The sequence below is a fragment of the Dyadobacter pollutisoli genome, from assembly GCF_026625565.1.
Lineage (GTDB): Bacteria > Bacteroidota > Bacteroidia > Cytophagales > Spirosomataceae > Dyadobacter > Dyadobacter pollutisoli.
The window spans coordinates 551,971-576,732 of record NZ_CP112998.1; the positions used below are offsets into that span (position 1 = coordinate 551,971).

Below are 24,762 nucleotides of genomic sequence, written 5' to 3' on the forward strand. Positions count from 1 at the left end.
TTGCCAAAAAATATGAAACTCTGGGGAATTGACTTAGGAGGTACAAAAATAGAATGCGCGGTACTGGATTCAGACCGGAACCTGGAAGTAGTGGTTCGAATGAGACTTCCGACAGAATCTGCGAACGGTTATGACCACATCCTGAATCAGATTAAAAGACTGATCGATATGGTAGCCGAGCAAGTTGGCGAAAGGCCGAACAAGGTAGGTTTTGCGACGCCGGGCGTGCTGGAACCGGATACCCACCTCATGAAAAATTCCAACACGATCTGTCTGAACGGGCAACCATTGAAAGCGGATCTTGAAAGAATACTGGGTGTGCCATGTCAGCTTGCAAATGATGCCAACTGCTTTGCACTAGCGGAAGCATTGATCGGAGCCGGTAAAGAGCATCCGACTGCCGAGGTTGTTTTCGGAGTGATCATGGGGACAGGTGTTGGCGGAGGATTGGTAGTGAACAATAAGATCATCGCCGGACATCACGGAATTGGAGGGGAATGGGGCCATAATATTCTTGAAGAAGGTGGCGAGCCGTGCTATTGCGGCAAGGCAGGCTGCGTGGAACAAGTTATTTCCGGCCCGGCGCTGGAACGTTACTACGAGCGTGTTAGCGGCGAAAAAGTGTCTATGAAAGTGATTTTGGAACGTTTTCACCTTGGTAATGATGAACATGCCAATGCTACCATCGAGCGGTTGCTGGAATATTACGGAAGAGCTATTTCGACACTTATCAATGTGCTGGATCCGGGGCTGATCGTGATTGGAGGAGGAGTAGGTAATGTAGAGCTGCTATACACGGCTGGTTACGAGCGAATCAGGAAGTACATTTTCAACAAAGGCGTTGTGACTACTCCGATCCTTAAACCGAAACTGGGCGATAGTGCGGGCGTGTTCGGGGCGGCGTTACTGTAATGGACCTTCGAAGAAAAAGATAAGATTGAACCAGAAAAGGGATGCTAGTCATCCCTTTTTTATGCATTTGTGACTGATAGTGGGTCATTAGCCAGTAAATCAATGTTTTAAGTCACTTCTTAGTGAGTAAATTACATTGAATTCCTAGCCAAGCGGTATGACAACAGCCGGTACACTCCACCGCATAAAATCTATTGATATAGTTCGTGGTGCTATCATGGTCATTATGGCTCTCGATCATGTTCGCGATTATTTTCACATTACCGCATTCACCGCCGATCCGCTCGATCCTCAGAGTACAACCGCTGCACTTTACTTTACACGATGGATCACTCATTTCTGTGCTCCCTCTTTCATGTTGCTATCCGGCATTTCGGCCTATCTGGCAGGACAAAATAAAACGGTTACTGATACCTCTTCGTTTCTGATCAAACGCGGTTTCTGGCTTATTTTCGTGGAAATCGTTTTCATGACATTCGGTTTTTCCTTCGACATTACATTCAAAACGATTTTCCTCGCGGTACTTTGGGCGCTGGGATGTAGTATGATCGTCCTGGGCTTGCTGGTACGCTTTGTTTCTCCTAAAACCATCATGGTAGTAGGTTGCATTCTGATTTTTGGGCACAATTTTCTGAACTATGTGAAGGTGGCGGAAAACTCGACGCTGGACATTGTAATGCGCATATTCTTCACCGGCCGAGGAACATTCCTGCCGAGAGGTGATGGCGGTACGATCGGGTTTTTATACGTCATTCTGCCGTGGTCGGGGATCATGATGGCCGGTTATGGACTGGGGACATTGTATAAAAGAGGTTTCCCGGAGGAAAGAAGAAGGAAGATGCTACTGACCTCTGGTATCGTGTTGACCATTCTTTTTATCGTTTTAAGATTCATAAACGGTTACGGCGACACCGCCCATTGGGCCGTGCAAAAGACGGGTTTCCAGACATTTCTCTCATTTATGAATGTAAGTAAATACCCGCCGTCGTTGCTGTTTACATTGATGACCCAGGGGCCAATCCTGATTATTCTCGCATTTACTGAAAAAGCCGATAATGCATTGGCCAGGATATTCACGGTCTACGGAAAAGTACCATTTTTTTACTTCATGCTGCATTTTTACCTGATCCATATCCTCATCATGATCGCGGTACTTTCTTCCGGGTACACCTGGCAGCAGGCTACGGACGATAAACTGTTTTTTAAATTCCGGCCGTTAGATTTTGGCTACGAGCTGGGTATCGTTTATGTGATCTGGTTGTTGATCGTGGCTTCTCTTTATATTCCCTGTAAATGGTTTGGTGCGTACAGGGCCAGGGCTAAGCAATGGTGGCTGAGTTATTTATAAAATCCTTTCTGACTGTTTTATGAAACACATTGTACTGATTGCGCTTTGCATTTTTGTCCAAAAACTTTCCGCTCAGGCCCCGGTCGAGAGCTACCCGGTTGATCCCGCTTCCACTGAACAGGCAGGTGTTCCGAAAGGTGAAGTTTTGAAATTTACATTTGATCAGTCCAAAATATTCCCCGGCACCTGGCGCGAATACTGGGTGTATGTGCCGGCACAGTACAAGCCCGACAAACCGGCCTGCGTGTACGTGAACCAGGACGGCATTCAATGGAATGCACCTGTGGTGTTCGACAACCTCATTCATAAAAATGAAATGCCCGTCACGATTGGTGTTTTCGTGATGCACGGCAGGGTAAAAGCGGCGAACCCAACCGAAGCGAATGACCGTTTTAACCGCAGTTTTGAATTTGACGGGCTTGGTGATAGTTATGCAAAGTTTATACTCGATGAAATATTGCCGGAAGTGGAAAAGCAGAAAACCAGCGACGGGAGGGCGATCCGGTTATCGAAAAATGGTAACGACCGCGCTATCGGAGGATCGAGCAGCGGGGCTGTGTGTGCATTCACGGCTGCGTGGGAGCGCCCGGATGCATTCTCCCGCGTGTATAGCGCGATAGGAACGTATGTAGGACTGCGTGGCGCCGACCGTTACCCGATACTGGTCAGAAAGTACGAGCCCAAACCGATCCGTATCTACATGCAGGACGGTGCCAATGACCTCAATATTTATGCAGGCGACTGGTGGATGGCCAATCAAACTATGTTGCGTGCGTTGACATTTGCGGGGTATGAAGTAAAGCACCAATGGGGAGAGGGCGGTCACAATGGTAAGCAGGGAACAGCATTGTTTCCCGAGGCGATGCGTTATTTATGGAAAGGGTGGCCCGAAAGTATCAAGTCCGGCGCTTCACAAAATCAGGTACTTGCTACGATCATGCTTCCGGGGGAAGGCTGGGAGCTGGTAGGAGAGGGTTATAGATTTACGGAAGGTCCAACAGCCAATCAGGCAGGTGAAATTTTTTACCAGGACATTCCTAACTCCAAAACATACAAGGTAGCGGCTGGCGGGAAACCAGTTATCGTCAATGAGGATTCGCAGAATGCCAGCGGAACTGAGTTTGACAAAGATGGAAACCGGTTGGAGGTTGCCAAAAAATCACTTTCAATTGCTCGCTATGATTCAAAAAACAAAAAGGAGGATATCGTCAAAGAAATTTCCGGGAATGATCTGACTGTTTCGAATAGCGGCAATATTTACGTTACATCTCCGGACGGCAAGGAAAAACCCAGTACGATTTACCTGATCAAACCCATCGGGGAAAAGGTCATTGCGGATCAGGGAATTCTTTATGCCAATGGTGCAGCATTGTCTCCCGACCAAACACTTTTGTATGTAACTGAGTCAACCTCTCACTGGGTTTGGTCCTACCAGATCAAACCGGACGGGACATTGACCAACAAACAAAAATTCGGGTGGCTGCACGTGCGTGATACCGAAGAAAACGCATGGGCCGACGGTATTACCTGTGACCGCGACGGGCGTATTTATGTGGCAACACGTGCCGGAATACAAATACTCGACCAGACAGGGCGAGTGAATGCGATCCTGCCCACACCCAACGGTGCTGCCTCCAATGTTGCTTTCGGCGGCAAGGACTTTGACGTGATCTATGTTACTGCCAATGATAAAGTCTATCGCAGAAAACTGAAAGTGAGAGGAGCCAATAACTGGGATGTGCCGAACAAACCGGATGCGCCCAAATTGTGAATAACGGCAAATTTTCCAATCGCATCGCTGAAACAGGGTAGCCCCTACGGGGCATTTAATCCTAATCACAAACATTTTTCCAGTAACGGGTAGCCGCTCTGCGGCAAAATTAATGCCGCAGAGCGGCTACCCGTTACTAGAAAAAAATGAATATCGTGGTTGTTGATGCCCCGTAGGGGCTACCGCATTGCACGTATTTTTAACGTATGTGACGGTTTTATTCAATCCGCGTCTAAATGGCATCCATTTAAACGTAATTTCAGATGAACGATATCTATTCCCGATGTTACATTCACTTCGTCTTCGCTGTAAAATTTAAAAATGCCACTATTTCGCCGGAATGGCGGGAATCTCTTCACAAATACATTACCGGAATTACTCAGAACAACGGGCACAAATTGATGGCAATCAATTCGATGCCGGATCATGTACATATGCTGGTCGGTTACAATGTTACACAGGCCGTAGCTGAATTGATGAGACTGGTGAAAGGAGACAGTTCGGAGTTTATCAACAAAAATAAATTTACACCTGTCAAATTTCACTGGCAAAGTGGTTATGGTGCTTTTTCAATTAGCATGTCAGACATTGACCGGCATGTCAAATACATTCTCAACCAGGATCAACATCATCAAAACATTCAATTCAGAGGGGAATTTATGAAAATGCTGAAAGAGAGGGACATTGATTTCGATGAAAAATACATATTCGAAGAGCTAGTATAGCCAGCAATCAAAATTATCCCAAATAAGGCCCGCCCGGTACGCCCCAGCCCCATTTTGGCATGGGCTCGCCGGGATTCATGGCGAGATCATCGACATTGGAATTGATGACGGCAATGCGGGTACCCCATTCAATGTAGGCGACGAATGCAGAACGGAATTCCGGGTCAGCAGGCAAATCTATTTCATTGGCCGTTTCCAGCAACAACGAAACCCAGCGCTGGCGATGCTGTTCCGTGAGGTGTTTGGATAAATGCTTTTGAATCATTTTGAAATGACTTCCTTCACTGGTACTGTACATTTCAGGGCCTCCGAAAACTTCGGCAATAAAGTGGGCGACGTGCAACTGATGTTCCCGCGACATATGCCTGAAAACCGGTTCCAGAAGCTCGTCAGATAGTACTTTTTTATAAAATAAATCGGTCAGTTTTTCAAATACCGGCATACCACCTGCCCATTCGTAGAGGCTGGGGATTTTGTTTAGATCATTTTCCATGGTGATGTTTTTTGTTGGTCGACAGCTTTAATTCCAATCCATTACGATACCTTCAAATCCTTCGAGTTTTGGTATTTCCAAATCAATGAAACCGCCTTTGTAAGTAAATTTCACCGGTTGCCCGTTTGTCAGACCAAATACTTTCTTAGGCTGCTTTTCCGACCGGACCCTGAATGTCAGTTTGTAAAGCGGTAGTGGTTCAAAATAAGTATTGCCACTAAAACCCGTCAGATTCACCAAATGCAGGATCATTCCGTCGCTCGAAGTCTTCTCTTTATTGATGACGGTATTGCGGGTAAATTCCTTTAAAATAGTTTCAACTCTTGCCGGGGCATTCGTTTGTACGGTTTGCGAAGCTTCCGGTAAAATGTAGTTGATAGCATCCAAGAGTAGGTTTTTATGCTCCTGGTAGCCATGCATGTAATAAATGCGACCGAGATTTACGGGGAAAATAATCCCTCTACTTTTTGCGTGGTTTTTAATGCCCATGGCATAATACCCGGTAGGGTCGTGGCCACCTATGATTTCGGGAGGTCCGGGCCGACCTTTCGCTAATATTGGGAGATATTTTGCGTCGGTTCCGCTTAGGTCGTACAAGCCGAGGTTAAACTTCCAGAAAAGCATTGACTGGCCTGGAAAGCTCTTGAAGATCTGACGGTTATCGGGCACCAGATAATTTCCTGCGCCATCATTATCTTTCTTTTCAATCTTCGCACCGAACAGTTGGTACAGTGTTTCAGGATTATCAAACAGTGTTCTGTTCGTGGCTATAAGGTTGGTGCCCAGCTTGGAGGCCTCTTTAAGTATCTCAATGGACTCGGGTTTCAAATACGTGATCTCGGGAAGTATCAACAACTTATAGGCCTTGACCTTATCAGCCAGATTGGCGATTTGCCCGTCTTCAATGATATCAAAAGGAATGTGCGCTTCCCGTAACATCAGTTGGACGCCCCGGTACTCCTGCATGGGCTCGCCATTTGGCCACGCGCCGGGGGCGACAATGGCAATTTTTGCAACGGATTTATATTTACCAAAATAGGGCTCGTGCTTTTTGTGAAATGCATAAACTTTTCTGAAAACCTCATAATTACGCTCGTCCTCGTAGCCCCGCATGTCACCCATCATACTCATATCCAGGCCCGAGCCATTGGCAATATTCTCGTAGAGCCGGATCTGAACTTCCTGAGGCTCAACAGCATTGTAGCGCGACTGGAATGAAATCTGCTGGATACTTGCATTGCTGACAATGTGATCAGGAAATGAATTGACGGCATTCCCGACATTGTCCGAAGCGGTGTAGGGCCAGTAGGGCAGGGTTGTCATGCTCTGCGACTCGTGCCTGATAATGTCAACGAATTTGTCGGAATACGTACAGATCGCTATTTGTTCATTTTTTGATTTGACCAGCTTATGTAATCGCTCCGACCAATCCTCCACTGTACTTTTTTTGAATTCCAGATACTTTTGAAACAAAGGATCCGCTTTGTTCTCCTCGGTAGGAAGAGTTTGTCCACCCGAAAATTCGGCAAATCGTTTTTTATCGTAATCATTCTGGTCAATGCCGTGGTACTTGCCTTCGTATGGATTATTGACCTGGTAGCCAGGCATATTGAGGAAAATCCCGTCTATAGGAAACAGGTCAATCACTTCTTCAATGATCTTGAATGCCTTTTCCTGCACATAAGGCGCATTGATCGACACTACATACATATCGGTGTTGATGATCCGTTCGCCTTTTGGAGAAATGTAACACCAGTCGGGATGCGCTTTGTATATATTTTCGTGTACCCTGCTGAAATCGAAGCGAACGATTACTTTGATATCCTTTTCGTGGCATTTTTTGACGATATCGGCCAGCACTCCCGGCCTCATATACGGATTGATATAATGAAAATCCAGTTTAGAAGGATAAAAAGCCATGATACCTCCTGCATTAATCAATAATGTATTGGCCGAAAAATGAACGAGGTCGGTCACAATCGAATCCGCATTGATCGTCGCAGCCTCGTAGGAAGGCAGGTTCATTTGAATGACCCGGAGATTGTTTCTTTTCCACCAGAAGTCTTTTCCAGCAGGCTTTTGAGCAACAATATTTTGGGTAAAAATAAGAAGGCAAATCAGCGCAGATAACTTTTTCATTCTGATTGAAGGTCGTTTAAGGGGAAAGTGAGGAAGTAATTGGGTTCTACTGAATGGAATGAAGGCTTTTAAACGCCAGTTTTTTGTATTGGCTCAAAAGATAGTTCGCTATCCAAATAGACATCAATATGACAATCGTCATAATGTTTTGAATGTCCGGAAGGGATTTTTGGAGAAATTTCCTTTCTGAAGTTCGGCCCTTAGCTCGGGAGCAATTTCAATTTTCAGCGAATTAATATGGACGTGAGGTTCTCATACCCGTTAACGATCATGTCGGCTATTGCTAGAGCAGGTACCGGGATAGGAACATGGAGAAACTTCTGATTTTTTGCCCAAATTATTCCCGGTGCCGGTAGGTGACTGCGACCACGAACAGCATTACTCCTACAAGGCCCAGCGCAAGAGAAAGAGAGGTAAATTCTGCGATAATTCCGATTAATGCGGGGCCGGCAAGCTGTCCAGAATATCCCAGAATGGTAACTGCGGATATGGCTATGCTAGGAGGGACATTGGGAATGCTTCCGGCGGCGGTGAAAAATACTGGCACTACGTTCGCCGCACCAAGTCCCACTAATACAAACCCAACAATGGCTACTGCGGCCCAGGGCGTCAGGACAGCGATCAGGAAGCCGGAGCCGGCCAGTAATGTACCGTAAAATACCACTTTTGCGGAGCCCAGGCGGTGAATGAGGCCGTCCCCGGTAAGTCTCATCATTGCCATTGCAACAGAAAATGCAGCGTACCCTACACCCGAAAGTGATGGATCAAAACCTCTTGAAAACTGTAAAAATACAGCGCTCCAATCCAACAATGAGCCTTCTGCTAGAAACAATATAAAGCACATTAGTCCCAAAACCAGTACCGCACCCTTTGGTAGTACGAAATTAGTACTGTCCATTTTGGCTTCCTCGGCATGTGGTAGCAGGTATTTGAACTGCGTAACGGTAATCAGAATCAGCAACCCGGAAATGCTCACAGCGGCTACCGTGGGGGACAATCCGGCTTTGATCAGAAACCCTAAGCCAATGGAGCCAAGAAGCCCGCCTACGCTGAACATTCCGTGAAATGACGACATAATGTGGCTGCCATGACGCTCCTGGACCAGTACGGCCTGTGCATTCATGGCGACATCAACAGATCCAATTCCTGCTCCAAATATGAATAGCGCAACTGCCAGCAGATAGGAAGTAGGGGCCATTAAAAGCAACGGAAGTACGAATGCAATGATCAGCGCGGAAATAAGCGCCATACGACGGCTGCCAAATTTATTGATCAATAGTCCGGTGACCGGCATGGTAAAAATGGCGCCTGCACCTAATGAAAGCAATACAATGCCGAGATCGGCATCATTGAGTCCCAGTTTTATTTTGGCAAAAGGAACCATAGGCGCCCAGCTTGAGAGCCCGATCCCGCAGACCAGAAAAATAAGTAAAGTAGCCCTGCGTGCGGCGCTTATTTTGAGTTTCTCTTCCATGCATTCAAATAAATTGAGATCATTAGATTTGCAAATAAATGCAAATTTGCATAAAATTGCAAAAAAGAAATTGGAATGGTAAAGGAAAAACGATTCGCCTATATACTGGAAAGGCTTCGGGATTCAAATGAAGTCGGATTTGCGCAACTGAGCAGCGAACTGGAAGTGTCGGAGGATACGGTAAGAAGGGACATTGACGCATTGAATAACAGCGGTTTGCTGTTGAAAATCAGGGGAGGGGCCATTCCTCGGTCACATAATCCGCTCAGTTTCAAAGAGCGGATCGGATACCTGAAGGACGACAAGGAGGTGATTGCTTTGAAAGCGCAATCCCTGGTGAAGAATGGACAGACTGTTTTTCTGGACGGTGGGACTTCGGTTTTTACATTGGTTTCGCTTTTACCAGCAGATATTAAACTGACGGTCATTACCAATAATACTGCTATTATTCCTGCACTTTCGGCTTACAATGGCATCAAACTGATCATTTTAGGTGGAACCTATTTGAAGGAATCTGAGACTATTGTGGGGCTGCAGGCCATCAGAATGGTTGAGAATTTTCAGGCCGACTTGTATATGATGGGGATCTGTGCTTTGGACACGGAAAGAGGGGTTACTGCTAGCTACCTGGAAGAAGCGGAATTGAAGCAGACTATGCTGGCACATTCGGCAACAGCAGTCGCGTTGAGCACATTCGAAAAAGTAGGGACATTTGAGTTATACCGGGTGTGCCCCATCGAAAGCCTGGACTACATCGTCACTGAAGTGGATTCCACCGATAAAAAGTTCGAGGGTTTTAAAAGGCTTGGAGTGAAAGTTCTGTGAAAATTGTGAATTTGAGTAAAACGGGAAGAGTCTATGCAAAGCTGGCAGCAAAGAATCAATATCAATCATGAAATTCGTTTCGGGAAGCCTTGTATTACGGGTACTAGGATAGCCGTTTGGGATATTCTGGGATGGCTTGCCAGTGGCATGACCTATGATGAAGTGATTGAAGATTTTCCAGCTTTGAGCAAGGAGGATATTCTTGCAGCACTTGCATTCGCGGCTAACCGTGAGGAGAATACTAAACATTTGGTTTATTGGAGATTTTTTAAAAGACTTTCCAGGTTTCAAAAACCTGGAAAGTCTTCCTTCCGTACTTGTTAAATATTCTTCTTTTTTGACTCTTTTACTGCGAAATCGACGGCACGGGCGGTTAGAGCCATGTAGGTAAGCGATGGATTCACGCAGGAAGCGGAAGTCATCGCAGCTCCGTCGGTAACGAATACGTTTTTCACAGCGTGCAGCTGATTGTTACCATTCAATACCGATGTTTTTGGATCGCGTCCCATTCTGGCTGTTCCCATTTCATGAATGGCCATTCCAAGGTAAGAGCCGTTGTCGTGGGTTTTTACATTTTTGAGGCCTGATTTTTCGAGCATTTCAGCAGCATCATTCATCATGTCTTTCCTCATTTTTTTCTCATTCTCACGCAGGTCAGCGTCGAAAACTACGGTAGGAATTCCGAATTTATCTTTCTTCTCTTTGCTGAGATACATATAGTTTTCATGGTATGGCAATGTCTCGCCAAAACCGCCAAAACCCATCGTCCAAGCACCTGGCGTGGTTAGCTCTTCTTTGAAATCTGCTCCAAAAGCAAGTTCGGCCACATTACGCTGCCATCCCTGACGACCGCCACCACCCTGGTATCCGAATCCGCGCAGGTAGTCACGCTTGTCGGAACCGATATTGCGGTAACGTGGAATGTAGATACCATTGGCACGACGTCCGAAATAGTATTTGTCGAGGTCACCTTCCCAAACACCACTTGCTCCCGTACGGAAATGGTGATCCATCAGGTTATGTCCCAGCTCTCCCGAATCATTACCCATACCATTTGGGAAACGGTCAGACGTAGAATTGAGTAATAGTGCTGTCGAAGCCAATGCACTCGCACAAACAAATATGATGTTCGCGAAGTACTCTTTTTCCTGTAAAGTAACAGAATCCACAACCCGTACCCCGGTTGCACGACCACTACCAACCCCGTTGCCGCCGGATTTTTTCGCGTCGTAAATAATTTCTCTTACGACGGAGTCAGGACGTAGTGTTAATAAACCAGTTTTGACAGCGGGCGGAAGCGTACTGGACTGGGTGCTGAAGTAGGCGCCATAAGGGCAACCCAGCGAGCAGCGATTGCGGTACTGGCATGGAGAACGTCCTCCTTCGAGCTGAATTTTAGTTGGCTGTGACAAGTTCGCAACACGGCCAATAGTCATATTCCGTCCCGGAAACTCTTTTTCAAGTCTCTTACGTACTTCTTTTTCTACAAAGTACATATCCATTGGCGCAATAAAATCACTGTCTGGTAACTGGGGAAGTCCTAGTTTCTCTCCGGAGATCCCAACGTGCTTTTCAACATAGGAGTACCATGGAGCAATGTCTTTGTAACGGATCGGCCAGTCGACAGCAACGCCGTCTTTGAGGTTTGCTTCAAAATCGATATCACTCAAACGATACGACTGGCGTCCCCACATAATGGATTTGCCCCCAACGATATTAGGGCGGAACCAGTCAAAACGTTTCTTTTCTTCATATGGGGAATCCATGTCATTCATCCAGTACTTCTCCGTCATCTCATTATACGGATAGTCCCTGGACAGGAATGGATGTGTTTCTTTTTGTTTAACGGTCAGCCTGCCATTGTACTGCGATTCCCAGGGTGCTTTCAGGGCATTTTCATAACCTGTAACGTGTTCCAGGTTTTTGCCTTTTTCAAGCATGAGCACCTTTAAACCTTTTTCGGTCAATTCCTTGGCAGCCCAGCCTCCTGATACCCCTGAACCGATCACGATCGCATCATAGGTGATTTCTTTTACTGCATCTATATTTAAATTCGCCATTTTGAGTGCTATTAATATTTCATTGAGGATAAGTCATTTCAAGATCAGAGTGCCCAGCTTTTCTGGCCTTTGGGCATCGGCCAGCTGCCGTCAAATCTTCCGGGGATCGGCAGGTAATCCAAAGCCTGCGTAGCTCCAATCTCGGACGTGAAATAGCCAGTCACGGTAAGACCTTTTAGTTGCAGGAAAAATGGTTTGTCTGAAACGGTGGTACGTTTAACCATGTCGTTCTTCTGGGTGGCGTCCAGAGATGAAAACCCTTTTCCATACACTTCTTTGCTTTGCGCATCGATTTTCTCCAGTCCCGAATAGAATTTCTTCTGATCCTCCAGTGGATAGCAATCACGCATAATGCGGGTAATGAATTTTTCAACGCCAGCAGCTTTGGCCCCCGGGGTACCGGTTGTGGGAATAATGACGTCAGCTACATCCGCCAGTAATGCTTCCTGCTGGTCGGAAATGGTAACGGACGGCCCGAAATTTAGCTTTTCGCCCATCACGCCTGCCATGAGGGGAGCGGAAATCGTCCCTCCGAGCAGAAAGGTTATTTTTTGAACTGCTTCTCTACGGTTCATTGGTCGAGGATTTAAGTCAGGAAATGAAATATGTTACAATTAAACTTATAAATATAATAATGATCGGGGTTCTTACCGCATCGTTAAGCAAGAAAGAAGACAGGTAAAGCTAGTTCCCCACTTTTCGGAGCACGACTTTAATTTATTTCGATCAAATTGGCTGCTAATACGGTGAATTTTAGGGGTGATTTTCCAAAGGTTCAACGAATAGCGCCGTTTGCACATCGCATTTCATTTGATTGAAAGGGAATGTGCACATTTGATTAATATTCTGAACCGAGGCTTAGGCGAAGCATTAGATTTTAATCTAATCTTCAAGTTTAGAGGTTAAGTAATAGAGGAACGTTGAGTAAATAATGCAAATATCTTTCCTGAAATTTCAGGAAAGATATTTTTTTAACAGGCTTTTTTATTGCTGTTAACTATCAATAAATGAGTTATTTTTCTGTCCTGATGAAGAAATAATAAACCTGACTAAATATATCTTGTGACGAAACGCAGCTCAATGCGTCTAAACAATGTGACTACTAAATGTTACACGGTGTGTGTTGCTTAAAGGGTATGGGAAATTTTCCCAGCCCTTTTTTTCTTATGTGGGTCTGTTCAAAACCTTTTGATGAGGAGTACCTGCTCGGGGCATTTAGGATCGAATCTGATCCTGACCTTTCTTCCAACATCGCGTTGGTTAAATTGAAAGCGGGCGCTAGCCTGATCAAATTCCGCTATATAGTTTCTTTGGTCGTAGGGCTGGACCTGTACGCGAAATTTAATTTTCCCCAATGATCCGCTCTCTTTGGCTTTTATAAGTTCTATACTTAATATTATCGCGTCGGATTCAACCCCGTAACGGCAAATGGGTTGGATTCCTGCACCCGCAAGACACGCTCGCAAGGAGGATAATATAACAAGCATTGTCACGATTAGTAGTGGAATGGAGGTGCTGTAATAAACCATGGTATACATTTTTTTAGTTGTTGAAGTGGGATTTGCTAAGGAAATGTACACTCAGTTTATTCACAAAAACAATTACCAAATGGTAATAACTATATAGTAAACGGTATCAAATGTTACTTATAGATTGTAGAATTTATTATATATTTATTATACGAAGTCAACCAGCTTGACGTCAATTAATCATCACAATGGAACACAGACAATTAGGAGGGTCGGGCTTAAAGGTGCCGGTTTTGAGCTTTGGGACGGGAACATTTGGTGGTGGCGGCGATTTTTTCAAAGCCTGGGGTAACACCCAGGTTGACGAAGCGGCACGGATGGTAAGTCTTTGTATGGATGTGGGACTTAATTTTTTCGATACGGCCAATGTATATTCGCAGGGGTTGTCCGAGGAGATCCTAGGCAAAGCCACCATTGGTCTGAGGGATAAAATCCTGCTATCCACGAAGGCGACATTCCGTATGGGAGACAAACCGAATGACTTCGGTTCTTCTCGCTTTAATCTCATCAGGTCCTGTGAGGATAGCCTCAGGAGGCTACAAACCGATTATATTGATATCTACCATATGCATGGTTTCGATGGCAATACACCGGTTGAGGAAACGCTGAGCGCGCTCAACGACCTGATCAAAAGCGGCAAAGTCCGTTACATTGCCTGTTCCAATTTTTCAGGCTGGCATCTGATGAAGTCGCTTTCGGTTTCGGAGCGATATGGCTGGGCGAAATATATAGCACACCAGGCACATTACTCACTGCTGAGCCGGGAGTTTGAATGGGAGCTGATGCCGCTAGGCCTTGATCAGAAAATCGGCACGCTGGTTTGGAGTCCCCTCTCTGCAGGCCGGCTAGGGGGCAAGTACAGACGTAATCAGCCAATTCCTGCCGATGGAAGGATTGCGCAAGGAGGCGGAGAGGGGCCTGCTGTTCCCGACGATTTTTTTTACAATCTGATCGATGTCCTGGACGAAATTGCTGCCGAAACACAGAAATCTGTCGCCCAGGTTGCATTGAACTGGTTATTGCAAAGGCCAACCGTTTCCAATATTGTGATCGGTGCCAGAAACGAGGAGCAGTTGAAACAAAACCTCGGTGCAATAGGGTGGGACCTTACTTTGGAGCAAATAAAGAAATTGGATACTGCAAGCGAAAAGGCCCCCGTTTATCCGTATTGGCACCAGCGCAACAATTTGGCTTTGAATCCGCTTCCCGACTTTTATGGAAAACTAAGATAGCTGATTCGGCCCCCTTATTTCATTTCCGGAATATATAGTCCGTGCTGCATGGCATAAACGATCAGATCGGTGGTACGTTTGACTTTGAGCTTATCCATGACGCTGCGGTGGTAGTACTGAACAGTATGTGCACTCAATTTCAGGTCGTAGGCAATCTCCTTGATCGTGCGTCCACTGCACACCTTTTGAAGCACCTCTTTTTCTCTGGGAGAGAGGTGCAAAACAACTTGCTCGTCCGTAAAAACGCTATTGATGAGATTATCTCTTATCGACCGTCCTATATATTGCTTGCCTGCACTGACCTGCAAAATGGATTCTTTGAATTCCTGAAATGTGGTCGACTTGGATAGAAAGCTATTTGCTCCCCGTCTGATCGTGTGTTTGATTGTCTGAACGTCTGCCACGGCCGAGAGAATGATCACCTTCATTTCTTTCGGGAACCGTGCTCTACATACGTCAAGCAGTTCAAGTCCGTTGAGACCATTCATCATGAGATCCATGATCAGAATGTCCGGTGGGTTATTGCTTCTGTGTGCTAAAAATTCTTTACCGTCTATATAAGTACCTACATCGTCTACCTCCGGCATTAGGACTAGTAGATTCTGTAGAGCATCCGTTAAAAGCTGGTGTTCATCGACTAAAACTATATTCATAAAACTAATTTGTGCTATTCGTCATCTAGTTGGATGGTTATCAAAACTAGCGCGGGTTCAATGGGTTGCTAAAAAAGTGTGGTCGTTGAAAAACAGTATGCCTCTAATTTAATATTTTCTTTGATCAATGCAATTATTTACGAAATAACGATCAAAATCAACTATAAACAAGTGCCAATCTTATTTAACGGTAAATCTCGTCATCGCTCTGGAAAAGATATGTAGCCAAAATTAATTCTACACCCACCAATTATTGCGGGGCAAATAATAGTAATATTTTGTGGGTTTGTTTTGATATATTTATAGATACATTTGCAACAAGTACTATTCTGTTGTGTCTAAAAGGCATTTCTGATCCAGCTAATACTACAAGATTTTGGGGTTCATCTAACGTTCTAAACCATTAAAAAACGAGACAACTTTACTTAATTTTTAAGTTATCGAGTACCTGGTACAACCCATCTCTTCGGTTGGCTGGCATGCTGAAAACACCTCTACAATAAAATTAGGAAATTATCCTGAATGCCGACGTATATAGCTATCGGTAAATTAGCGTTGTGCCCGGTTATCAGTTTGGAAATGATTTTAACTATCTGTATATAAACAGTTAGCCGTTTATTTATCACGCTCCGCGAGGAGTTTATAAACTTTCTATATCACTTAAACGATTTTTTATTTATCTCAAAATCTCTACTACTATGAAAAGTTCTATCAGCCATCTGATCCGAGGTCTAACAAGTCAAACAAATAGGAGTCTTATTTTAGTAGTCGCAATGCTGCTCGCGCTTGGCAATGTATCATACGGACAGGAGTATGCGGTCAGCCAGACAAACAGCCATGTTGATGACAGCTTCTTGCTTCTTGATGCAGTGGGCTCTGTTACAAATGGAGCAAACGCAGTAGGTGCGCCGGATGCGAATTTTGCGACACTTTATACAGAAGGACTCAAAGCGACCAGTTTGGTGACGATAGCCAGCAAGGCAATAATAAACCTGACTTTACCCGCAAATGTAGCAGCTGGCAAGCATTCCTATGTGCGGGTAGATGCGCCTACCCAAACGGGCATTAACCTTGACTTGGGGAGTTTAGTTAATGTTTTGGGCTTATTGGAAAACCACACCATACTTGTTACTACAAACGCAGGTACAGCCCAAAGCCACTTTGTAAAGGATGCTTCTGGTAACTTATATCTGCAAGTGACTTCCACACTCGCATACAATCGCATTACAGTGACTTTGGATTTCGGCGGAAGTACTACTTCGCTGGGATCAGTCTTAGCTTTGGGTACGCTAAGTTTGAAGGTTTATCATGTCGTTACTTATGAGAACGGTGGCTTCACGCCTTGTGACGCAAGTCAGTATGCCTTTACTGGTATAGACCCTGAGGCCGTTGGTATAGAGCTAACACTCTCAGAATCGTTGCAGGATCCGGAAAAAGCGATTGATGGCATAGTGAGTTTAGGCAATTATTCTCTATTACAAAACGGAAATGTTGGGGCTGTCTCAACAGTGAAGCAGACAATTTATCTGGGTAAAACAGCGCCGGGAACTAATGAAGTTGTCGCTATAATTTCCAGGCCGGCGTTGCTGCTTGATTTATCGGTGCTCTCCGGAATTTCTATTCAGGCTTATAATGGGGCGACTGCTGCAGGAGCCGCTGTTAGTATTTCGAGCGTGCTGATAGGACTCAAGTTACTCGATTTTCAAAACAACAACCTGGCATACTTAGTGTTTACGCCAGGAGCACCTTTTGATAGAATTGTTTTTACCTCCACAGGTGTTGCGGATGTTTTTACCGGCTTGCGTATTCATGAACTGGGTTCACGTCCCCCCGTCGCATTTACAGGCGGTCGTGTCGTGGGCAGTATCGCTGGCGAAGCTGTCAACAGCAGTATTTTAGTAGCGACGGCCAACTCGTCACCAACGTTAGCTGGGTTCAGCATTGGTTGCAGTACCCCAGAGCAGCATACTTACAGTCTATATGAAGTTGACCAGTCTGCAAGGACATTAGGTGGAAGCTTACCTCCCTCTTTCGTTCTGAGCCCAGAAGGTCAGCTGACAGGAAGCCCTGAACTGGATGAAAACGACACTTATAATTTTGACGTACTGGCGACAAATCAATTTGGGCAGAGCGCATTTACAGCTTTCATTGTCACCATCGAAACCAACCTGCCGGTAACGCTTGTGAAATTTGATGCTGCTGCTGAGGGCAGCACGACAGCGTTGTCCTGGTCTACTTCTGCCGAAACGAACAGCGACCGCTTTGACATTGAGCGTAGCCAAACTGGTAAAAACTGGTCTAAAATAGGTACTGTAATGTCTAATCATGAAAGTACTTCATTGCAGTATTATAGTTTCAGTGATAGCAAACCTTTGGATGGCCAGAACTTCTATCGTCTTAAAATGGTGGATCTGGATGGAACTTTCGCATATAGCCAGATCAAAAATGTGAAATTCGCTATCTCAGACTATCTGTATCCGAATCCTGTGAGCAGTAATGAAAACCTGAGCATCAACTTGACCGACTGGAGTAAAATTAAACTGGTGAAAGTGATCAATGCGACCGGTAAAACTGTTTTTGAATCGTCAAACGCACTATCCTCGGGAATCAATACCAAAAATCTTTCCGCTGGTACTTACATTCTGAAGATGATTCATAGCAACGGTTCCGTCAGCACTCACAAGTTTGTAAGACAATAGTCCTGTTCAACACGATACACATGCAAACCGCTGGTGGCCATCAGCGGTTTGTTTTTTTGTGTCTAAATAGTACGTCAAATACATTTAGTTAGCGTTAATTTGTATTCGCGAGTAGTATATTTGCGTCAAGAACCTAATCTCGCACCTTTAGAGTAACGTTAACAGAATATCTATGGCAGGAAGAAGAGGCAAAAAGGCCAAATTCAAGAAGATACTTATACCCTTATTGAAATGGATCAGCGCCATTGTCCCGGTTTGCGCATTTATTTACATCCTTTATTACTACAAACAGTTTGATTTCCTGAAACCCGAAGCGGTTGTGCAGTCCAAAACAGAGATCATCGGTGGAGCCGATTCTTCAAGTGCTATCCCGGGGAATGACAAATCAACTTTGCTGGGAAAAGTCAAGATTCTTGAAAACGAATGGCACTCTGTAGGAGGGATCGCGATTCACAGTCTGGTTATCGAGAATATGTCCGACAAGACCATCAAGAATCTTGAAGTAGAATTCAAATATCTTTCTGATACCCAATCTATCCTGACTTCCAAAATCATTACATTGAAAACACCGCTTCCACCAAAGAAATCAACCAAGGTTTCCGGGGTGAGTGTGGGATATGTGAACAATGCGGTTGTGGGCTGTGATATCAAAGTGGTTAATGCTACGATCTAGCGAGCTGGCCTTTTGGCTGCTCCGCGTTTAGTGGCCGAAATTCTACATTTAACTGTCTCAATTCCACAAATTTATCCGCTTACGCATTAGTTCTACCACTAAATAAGATAGTGGGTGCTGGTACGGTTATTTTATCTAATGTTGTCAGAAAATGGTAGACCTGGCTAAACATTGGAAATTATGACACAGCTCCTTCAAAATCTCTATCTTATTGCTCCTTATCTTTTTGTTCTTGTGTTGATAGGCGCAACTGTTGGCGGTGTGTGGCTGATGCTACAATTGAGGAAGTCCGGCAATACTACACAACACTTTTCCGTCAGTGACAGGCTTTATATGAAGCGCAATGCCACGCGACTGAGGAAAATGCAGCTACACTGATCGATGATATAAGCATAAAAAAACATCCCGGATACAAAGTAGCCGGGATGTTCGATTTTACTCAACGTTATTGATAACCATTTGACTGGTTTTCAATAACAAATTTAATCATTTCTTTATATAACTCCTGCTTTTGCTTGACAAATAATATTTTTTATCGCTAAAATGAATGTTTTTTTTATTTAAAGGTTTTGATTGGCGACTCAGCTTTGCAAATGCTCCGCTGTGGAAGTCACAGAGTCAATGAATTTTTGCAAATCCAAAGAAGAATATTTCAATTTCCTTTGCGCCTCATATTCTGAAAATACGGATAGCATTTTCCCATATTTAATCATACACAAACTGTTGTGGGCTTTTAGCTGCCGTCCTTTGTAGTCGCCATGCTCATCCATCCGGTCTACCAGGTATGACATCATATAATAATGCATTCCACTATCCTGGTCAAATCCTTCGAATTCGAGCGAGGCGAGGTCAAGCAGTTCCTTGTCGGCATCGGACAGCAGCCTGATCGACTCATTAATACGGCTATACATTCTCATGATATCCGAAATTTCATTATAAACACTAATGGGCACTTCTTCGTATAATGTGTTGAAAACCTTGGGATAAAGACCAGTGTATCCTTTTTCTAAAATTTCAATGCGTCTTTCGAGCACTTCGCGCTCTTTTTCGTCGCTGCTGAGGTAAAGGATCTTACATTGATTGATCAATATCTGTCGCTCCAAGAGTGGTATACTTTCTGGGATCATGGGGTTAGTTGTTCTGTTGCACAGCAATTTAACTTCATAAATTTCAATTTCCCTGCATAATTGTGTGGAATATTTCTGAATTTATCATTGGATAAACGCATCTTTGCAGAAGTTTTAACTCAATGCTCTTTCTTACTTATTTTCCTCTCAATCAGATCGCATGAAGACCGAATCTTCTTCGCAGGACCAGCAGGAACAATCACACCCACCTGAAAACCAGGCACCGGACCCTGCCTTGCTTTCCACGCTCGCGGAGGAACTGGAAACAGACGAAAATATCGAAAGACTTGCTAAAAAGCTAGCCAAAGAATGGAATGAACCAGCCAAAAAAGATCAGGTTCCAAATCTGCCGTTCTCAGAGTTTCTTGACAAGCTAAAAAGAACCAAGGATCAGTAACCGTACCAATCACCCCACCAGCTTTGTAATTTTTTGCGGATTTCTTCCTCACGGGCGTTGAAACCTGGCTCGAAGAATTTGCTTCCTTTGATTTCGTCCGGCAGAAAGTTCTGCTTCGCAAAATTACCTTCAAAGTCATGCGAGTATTTGTACTCCTTGCCATATCCGATCTGCTTCATAAGCTTCGTAGGCGCATTGCGCAGGTGTAAGGGTACTGGTAAGTGCGCAGTGTTTTTGGCAGCTTCAATGGCGTCCGCAATAGCCAGATAACTCGCATTGCTTTTTGGCGAAGTGGCCAGGTAAATGGCTACCTGCGAGAGGATAATGCGGCATTCGGGATAACCGATCACATTTACAGCCTGCATGCAAGCATTGGCCATAATAATAGCCGTAGGATTGGCATTTCCTATGTCTTCCGAAGCCATAATGAGCATCCGGCGGGCGATGAAAGACGGGTCTTCCCCGGCTACGATCATCCTGGCCATCCAGTATATCGCACCATTGGGATCGCTGCCCCTTAACGATTTGATAAACGCGGAAATAATGTCGTAATGCTGCTCTCCGGATTTGTCGTAGCGGGCAATATTTTGCTGGGCTACCTCGGTAACCCATTCGTCGGTGATCTCGATTTCGGAAACTTCGCCTTTGCCCAGAACGACCAGTTCCAACAGGTTCAGCAGCTTTCGGCCGTCTCCGCCGGAAAGTCGCAAAAGAGCATCATAAGAGGTGAATTTGATGTTCTTTTCTTTCAACCACGGATCTTTTGACAGCGCCCTGGCGATCAGGTCTTTCAGTTCGCTTTCGCCAAATGCTTCCAGAATGTAAACCTGACAGCGGGACAAAAGTGCCGAATTGATCTCAAATGAGGGATTTTCGGTAGTTGCCCCGATAAGTGTAACCTGGCCCTTTTCGACTGCACCCAGTAATGCGTCCTGCTGGCTTTTATTGTAGCGGTGAATTTCATCAATAAATAAAATGGCAGGGAAAAGGCCGGACGGACGTGCCAGCACTTCCCGCAAGTCCTTGACCCCGGAACTAATCGCACTGAGATTATAAAATTGTCTCTTCGTCGTTTCTGCGATCAGTAATGCCAGTGTGGTTTTGCCAACACCGGGAGGGCCCCAGAAGATCATTGAAGGAATGGTGTTTTGCAAGATGGCACGGCGCAACGGGCCGTTTTTTCCCAATAACTTTTCCTGCCCCACAAAATCGTCCAGCACTCTCGGACGAAGACGTTCGGCGAGGGGAGTTGACATCAGCGTCATGCAGATAGGTTTATTTTTGTTTGTTAATGATATGGTTATTTAACAAAAAAAGCGTGGCATAGTTCGCCACGCTTGTAATCGTATGTCGTAAGGTGAAGGTTTTAGAATGTAAGCCTTTCCAGTGTCATTTGTTTTTTGAGATTTCCCAATGCGCCAAATACCAGGTTATAAACCGACTGAATGTTGATTTTCATCAGATCAGCGATTTCGTGGTTATTCAGGTTCATGTAAAATTTCAGGAAAATGGCTTCTCTCTGGCGGCGTGGCAATCCGTTGATCGCTACATTCAGGTGTTGATTGGTTGACTCGAATTCTTCTTCCGAAATAAGGTGATTTTCGTGAGAAGGAGTGTTGATATGCCAATATTCTACCGGAATATCTTCGTTGCTCGTATGCTTCTGCTGAGCATTTAAATGGCGGACCAGCTTTCTTTTGATTGAGGCCATAAGATAAAACCGAACGGAAGTGGTGTCACCCAGCGTCATTCGGTTTCTCCATAATTCGACGAATAAATCGTGAATGCAGTCTTTAATCAGAGGTTTGTCAATCGTGAACTGAGAACAATACTGGTAAAGAATGTGAACGTAAGAGCGGTACAGGCATGCATAAGCATTTTCATCGCCTTTTCTGAACTGATCCCAAAAACAGAGTTCTTCTTCTTGCTTGTAGCGTAGGTGAGCCATTGTTTGGAAAGGATTTTGATTGGGGTTAGGAATGTATGTTAATAAGGGTCATTATTACACTTGTAAATATATTTATAAAAAAACGTATTAAAAAAATATTTTCATCAGAAAATTATATTTCAAAGTTTAATGATGCAATTTCTAAAAAAATGTAACTAATCAAATACTTAATGAGACAAATTTGAAGTTTTTACCGTCAAAAAGCCCCTTGTCGCTTAGTTTCAATGATGGTATTACGAGTAACGCCATGAAAGAGAGCGTCATATAAGGGGATTGCAATGTGGACATGAGCTCGTCTTTTACAAATCTATCCAGGTTTGTATAGGATTTGGCCACTTCGTAGCCATCCACGTCACTCATCAGACCAGCGATTGGTAACGGTAATAAATGTTTGTCACCATTACCGACTGCTGAAACACCGCCTTTTGCACCGATTACAAGATTGACCGCCTCTGCAATACGCTCATCATCATAGCCCACAGCAATAACATTATGGGAATCATGGGCTACGGAAGATGCAATTGCACCTTTTTTCAGTCCGAAATTTTTGATAAATGAAATCGCCGGTTTGGCATCATGATAGCGGTTAACCACCACAATTTTCAGTATGTCTTTGTCCGGGTCAGCGACCAGTTCATTATTTTGATATCTGGCTGCACTGATCAGTTCATTTGTTATCAATTGACCTTCCAATGCTTCAATTACCCTTACTTGGGTTGCCGCATTTTCTACTATATATTTAAAATCCTGCGCTTTCTTAAATTGGCAGTTAAACTGGTTAGGCTGAGCGCTTCTGAGGTCCGGGAGCAATGACTGCCCGTTCTGAGCTACCAGCTCTCCATTCAGCCAGGTTTCCAGTATGTTAAAGTCATTCAGGTTGTCGACGATGATAAAATCCGCCGGGTCATTGGGTTTCAGCAAGCCAACAGGTAAAGAATAATGTAACACCGGATTGATGCAGGCCGCCAGCAGGATATCCCAGAGATCATAGCCCGACCGTAAGGCACGTTTGACAAGTACATTAATATGCCCTTCCACCAGATTGTCGGGATGCTTGTCGTCGGAACAGAACATGATGCGATCCGGAAACTTGGCAATCAATGGTATCAATGCATCGAAATTTCGAGCAGCGCTACCTTCCCGGATCAGGATCTTGACACCATAATCAATCTTTTCCCTGGCCTCATCATATGTAAAGCACTCGTGATCAGTGCCAATGCCATTAGATGCATACTTTTTCGCATCCTCGCCACGGAGACCGGGCGCGTGGCCGTCTATTACCTTATTATAATGTTTAGCCCAAGCTATTTTGGCCATCATATCCGGGTCCTCGTGCAGCACACCTGGGAAATTCATTACTTCTGCCAGGTAACCTATTTCAGGTTTGCAAAGAAGTGCTCCAACTTCGTCGGCGTCAATGGTAGCACCGGCGGTTTCGAAAACGGTTGCCGGGACGCAGGATGGTGCCCCGAAGCAAAATTTGAAAGGTACCCGCTTCCCATCCTCGATCATAAATTCCACGCCTGCAACTCCCAACACATTCGCGATCTCGTGCGGGTCCGAAACCGTGGCTACCGTTCCGTGGACAACCGCCAACCGTGCAAATTGCGAGGGTGTAAGCATGGAGCTTTCTATATGTACGTGCCCGTCGACAAACCCGGGCATTATATAATGTAACGCGGGATTCTCCGGCCCGAGCTGCGCGATATCTTTAATGAGCGAATTTTCAATGCTTAACTCCGCTTCATAAACTGTTTTATTAAGAATATCGACAATATTGGCTTTCATGTGACGGGGGAAAGATTGGGTAAATGACTGATCGGGATTTTCCGGAATTCCTTTTGATAAAGCAACGGACTTTTGCCGGTATGTACTTTAAAGTATTTATTGAAATTGGCAAAATTGTTGAAACCACTTTCAAAACACACTTGCGCAACAGGTAATTTGGTTTCTGAAAGCAGTTTGCAGGCGTGTCCAATGCGCAATTCCAGCAAAAACTGCGAGTAAGTTTTGCGACTGCGACTTTTGAAATACCGGCAAAAAGAATGCGGACTGATATTCGCCACTTCCGAAATTTCTTCAATGGATATCTTTTTCTGAAAATGGCTGATCGAATACTGGTAGATCTGGTTGATTCGATCCGTATCGTATTGATCATACTCGTGCTGGTATTGCGTATTCGAAAGTAGTTTTACTTCGGCACATTGAGCAAGGGTTTCCAGTATCTGAAGTAGTGATATGACAGGGTTACCACTCGTCTGATTCAGCAGGTTTCGCAAGAGCTCCTTCACTTTTTCAGTGCCTTCACCTGACAGTTTCATTCCCAGTTTTGCTTTAAAAAGTAGCTCTGAAATCGCCTTGTTTTCAGGAAGACTGAGAAATGCTTTACCAAAAAGATCTTCCGAAAAATGCACGACGGTGGCTTGTGCGTAAAGTTTGCTTTCGCGCTGGAAGTATTTTTCGTCACATCGCCAGTAATGTGGCAGGTTAGGGCCTATCAACAAGAGGTCTCCGCTCTGAAAATTCTGAATGTTATCCCCGACAAACTGTGTTCCTGAGCCTTGTTCAATGTGAATGAGCTCTAATTCAGGATGATAGTGCCATCTGTTATAGAAGTAAAGCACCACATCCTGCCTGATGCTGAACGACTTTTGTAATCCTTTTGGTACTTTGAGAAGCTGTGGTTTCACAAATAATTACACGTTTATTCCTTAAAAGAGAAATATATGCCAATATAGTTGAAAAATTTGCTATTAT

The 24,762-nt window shown here is 44.6% G+C and carries 22 protein-coding genes; 11 read left to right on the forward strand and 11 right to left on the reverse strand.

Annotation, left to right across the window (positions count from 1 at the left end):
• The first annotated feature begins 12 nt into the window (after positions 1-12).
• The 4 genes from ON006_RS02430 (at position 13) to tnpA (ending at position 4,756) form a co-directional block, all read left to right on the forward strand.
• Positions 13-912, forward strand: a complete 900-nt coding sequence (locus ON006_RS02430) for an ROK family protein (RefSeq protein ID WP_244823522.1) — start codon at positions 13-15, stop codon at positions 910-912.
• 157 nt (positions 913-1,069) lie between these two features.
• On the forward strand, positions 1,070-2,260 hold the full coding sequence (locus ON006_RS02435; RefSeq protein ID WP_255773001.1) for an acetyltransferase domain-containing protein: 1,191 nt from the start codon (positions 1,070-1,072) through the stop codon (positions 2,258-2,260).
• 19 nt (positions 2,261-2,279) lie between these two features.
• Complete coding sequence (locus tag ON006_RS02440; RefSeq protein ID WP_244823524.1) at positions 2,280-4,031, forward strand: SMP-30/gluconolactonase/LRE family protein; 1,752 nt, start codon at positions 2,280-2,282, stop codon at positions 4,029-4,031.
• Positions 4,032-4,294: 263 nt separating this feature from the next.
• A complete protein-coding gene (gene tnpA, locus ON006_RS02445) occupies positions 4,295-4,756 on the forward strand; it encodes an IS200/IS605 family transposase (protein ID WP_244823525.1) in 462 nt (153 codons plus the stop codon).
• 13 nt (positions 4,757-4,769) lie between these two features.
• Here tnpA and ON006_RS02450 read toward each other — a convergent pair whose 3' ends face one another.
• The 3 genes from ON006_RS02450 to ON006_RS02460 all read right to left on the reverse strand — a co-directional run bounded on the left by ON006_RS02450 (position 4,770) and on the right by ON006_RS02460 (position 8,862).
• On the reverse strand, positions 4,770-5,249 hold the full coding sequence (locus ON006_RS02450) for a group II truncated hemoglobin (RefSeq protein WP_244823526.1): 480 nt from the start codon (positions 5,247-5,249) through the stop codon (positions 4,770-4,772).
• Between the two features lie 27 nt (positions 5,250-5,276).
• Positions 5,277-7,388, reverse strand: a complete 2,112-nt coding sequence (locus tag ON006_RS02455; protein WP_244823527.1) for an alpha-amylase family protein — start codon at positions 7,386-7,388, stop codon at positions 5,277-5,279.
• A gap of 337 nt (positions 7,389-7,725) precedes the next feature.
• Positions 7,726-8,862 (reverse strand): MFS transporter, encoded by a 1,137-nt coding sequence (locus ON006_RS02460; RefSeq protein WP_244823528.1) that lies wholly within the window; start codon positions 8,860-8,862, stop codon positions 7,726-7,728.
• A 75-nt stretch (positions 8,863-8,937) separates the two neighbouring features.
• Here ON006_RS02460 and ON006_RS02465 point away from each other — a divergent pair, with 75 nt between their 5' ends.
• On the forward strand, positions 8,938-9,687 hold the full coding sequence (locus ON006_RS02465; protein WP_244823529.1) for a DeoR/GlpR family DNA-binding transcription regulator: 750 nt from the start codon (positions 8,938-8,940) through the stop codon (positions 9,685-9,687).
• 33 nt (positions 9,688-9,720) lie between these two features.
• Complete coding sequence (locus ON006_RS02470) at positions 9,721-10,011, forward strand: DUF433 domain-containing protein (RefSeq protein ID WP_310590214.1); 291 nt, start codon at positions 9,721-9,723, stop codon at positions 10,009-10,011.
• Here ON006_RS02470 and ON006_RS02475 read toward each other — a convergent pair.
• Together ON006_RS02475 and ON006_RS02480 are read right to left on the reverse strand one after the other, a co-directional pair.
• Positions 10,008-11,747, reverse strand: a complete 1,740-nt coding sequence (locus ON006_RS02475; protein WP_244823530.1) for a GMC oxidoreductase — start codon at positions 11,745-11,747, stop codon at positions 10,008-10,010. The genes ON006_RS02470 and ON006_RS02475 overlap by 4 nt on opposite strands.
• A gap of 44 nt (positions 11,748-11,791) precedes the next feature.
• Complete coding sequence (locus ON006_RS02480; protein WP_244823531.1) at positions 11,792-12,322, reverse strand: gluconate 2-dehydrogenase subunit 3 family protein; 531 nt, start codon at positions 12,320-12,322, stop codon at positions 11,792-11,794.
• A gap of 591 nt (positions 12,323-12,913) precedes the next feature.
• Between ON006_RS02480 and ON006_RS02485 the strand changes: the two genes are divergently transcribed.
• Both ON006_RS02485 and ON006_RS02490 read left to right on the forward strand, forming a co-directional pair.
• On the forward strand, positions 12,914-13,105 hold the full coding sequence (locus ON006_RS02485) for a hypothetical protein (protein WP_244823532.1): 192 nt from the start codon (positions 12,914-12,916) through the stop codon (positions 13,103-13,105).
• Positions 13,106-13,464: 359 nt separating this feature from the next.
• Complete coding sequence (locus tag ON006_RS02490; RefSeq protein WP_244823533.1) at positions 13,465-14,508, forward strand: aldo/keto reductase; 1,044 nt, start codon at positions 13,465-13,467, stop codon at positions 14,506-14,508.
• Positions 14,509-14,522: 14 nt separating this feature from the next.
• Here the strand turns inward: ON006_RS02490 and ON006_RS02495 are convergent, their stop codons facing one another.
• Complete coding sequence (locus tag ON006_RS02495; protein WP_244823534.1) at positions 14,523-15,161, reverse strand: response regulator; 639 nt, start codon at positions 15,159-15,161, stop codon at positions 14,523-14,525.
• Positions 15,162-15,859: 698 nt separating this feature from the next.
• Here ON006_RS02495 and ON006_RS02500 point away from each other — a divergent pair.
• Both ON006_RS02500 and ON006_RS02505 read left to right on the forward strand, forming a co-directional pair.
• Entirely contained in the window at positions 15,860-17,860 is a 2,001-nt protein-coding gene (locus ON006_RS02500) for a T9SS type A sorting domain-containing protein (protein WP_244823535.1), read from the forward strand.
• Positions 17,861-18,032: 172 nt separating this feature from the next.
• Positions 18,033-18,533, forward strand: a complete 501-nt coding sequence (locus ON006_RS02505) for a hypothetical protein (RefSeq protein ID WP_244823536.1) — start codon at positions 18,033-18,035, stop codon at positions 18,531-18,533.
• A 581-nt stretch (positions 18,534-19,114) separates the two neighbouring features.
• Here the strand turns inward: ON006_RS02505 and ON006_RS02510 are convergent.
• Positions 19,115-19,660, reverse strand: a complete 546-nt coding sequence (locus tag ON006_RS02510) for a YfbU family protein (protein WP_244823537.1) — start codon at positions 19,658-19,660, stop codon at positions 19,115-19,117.
• Between the two features lie 160 nt (positions 19,661-19,820).
• On the opposite strand from ON006_RS02510, the gene ON006_RS02515 reads away from it, so the two are divergent.
• Positions 19,821-20,057, forward strand: coding sequence for a hypothetical protein (locus ON006_RS02515; RefSeq protein ID WP_244823538.1), 237 nt, complete (start codon positions 19,821-19,823; stop codon positions 20,055-20,057).
• On the opposite strand, the gene ON006_RS02520 is transcribed toward ON006_RS02515, so the two are convergent.
• From ON006_RS02520 to ON006_RS02535, 4 genes are all read right to left on the reverse strand, one after another.
• Positions 20,051-21,322, reverse strand: a complete 1,272-nt coding sequence (locus ON006_RS02520; protein WP_244823539.1) for a replication-associated recombination protein A — start codon at positions 21,320-21,322, stop codon at positions 20,051-20,053. The genes ON006_RS02515 and ON006_RS02520 overlap by 7 nt on opposite strands.
• 101 nt (positions 21,323-21,423) lie before the next feature.
• Positions 21,424-22,005 carry an RNA polymerase sigma factor gene (locus ON006_RS02525; RefSeq protein WP_138481917.1) on the reverse strand — a complete coding sequence of 194 codons (582 nt, stop codon included), beginning with the start codon at positions 22,003-22,005 and terminating at the stop codon, positions 21,424-21,426.
• Positions 22,006-22,164: 159 nt separating this feature from the next.
• Positions 22,165-23,793 carry an adenine deaminase gene (gene ade / locus ON006_RS02530; RefSeq protein ID WP_244823540.1) on the reverse strand — a complete coding sequence of 543 codons (1,629 nt, stop codon included), beginning with the start codon at positions 23,791-23,793 and terminating at the stop codon, positions 22,165-22,167.
• Positions 23,790-24,695, reverse strand: a complete 906-nt coding sequence (locus ON006_RS02535; RefSeq protein WP_244823541.1) for an AraC family transcriptional regulator — start codon at positions 24,693-24,695, stop codon at positions 23,790-23,792. The genes ade and ON006_RS02535 overlap by 4 nt, the downstream gene beginning before the upstream one ends.
• Positions 24,696-24,762: the final 67 nt, after the last annotated feature.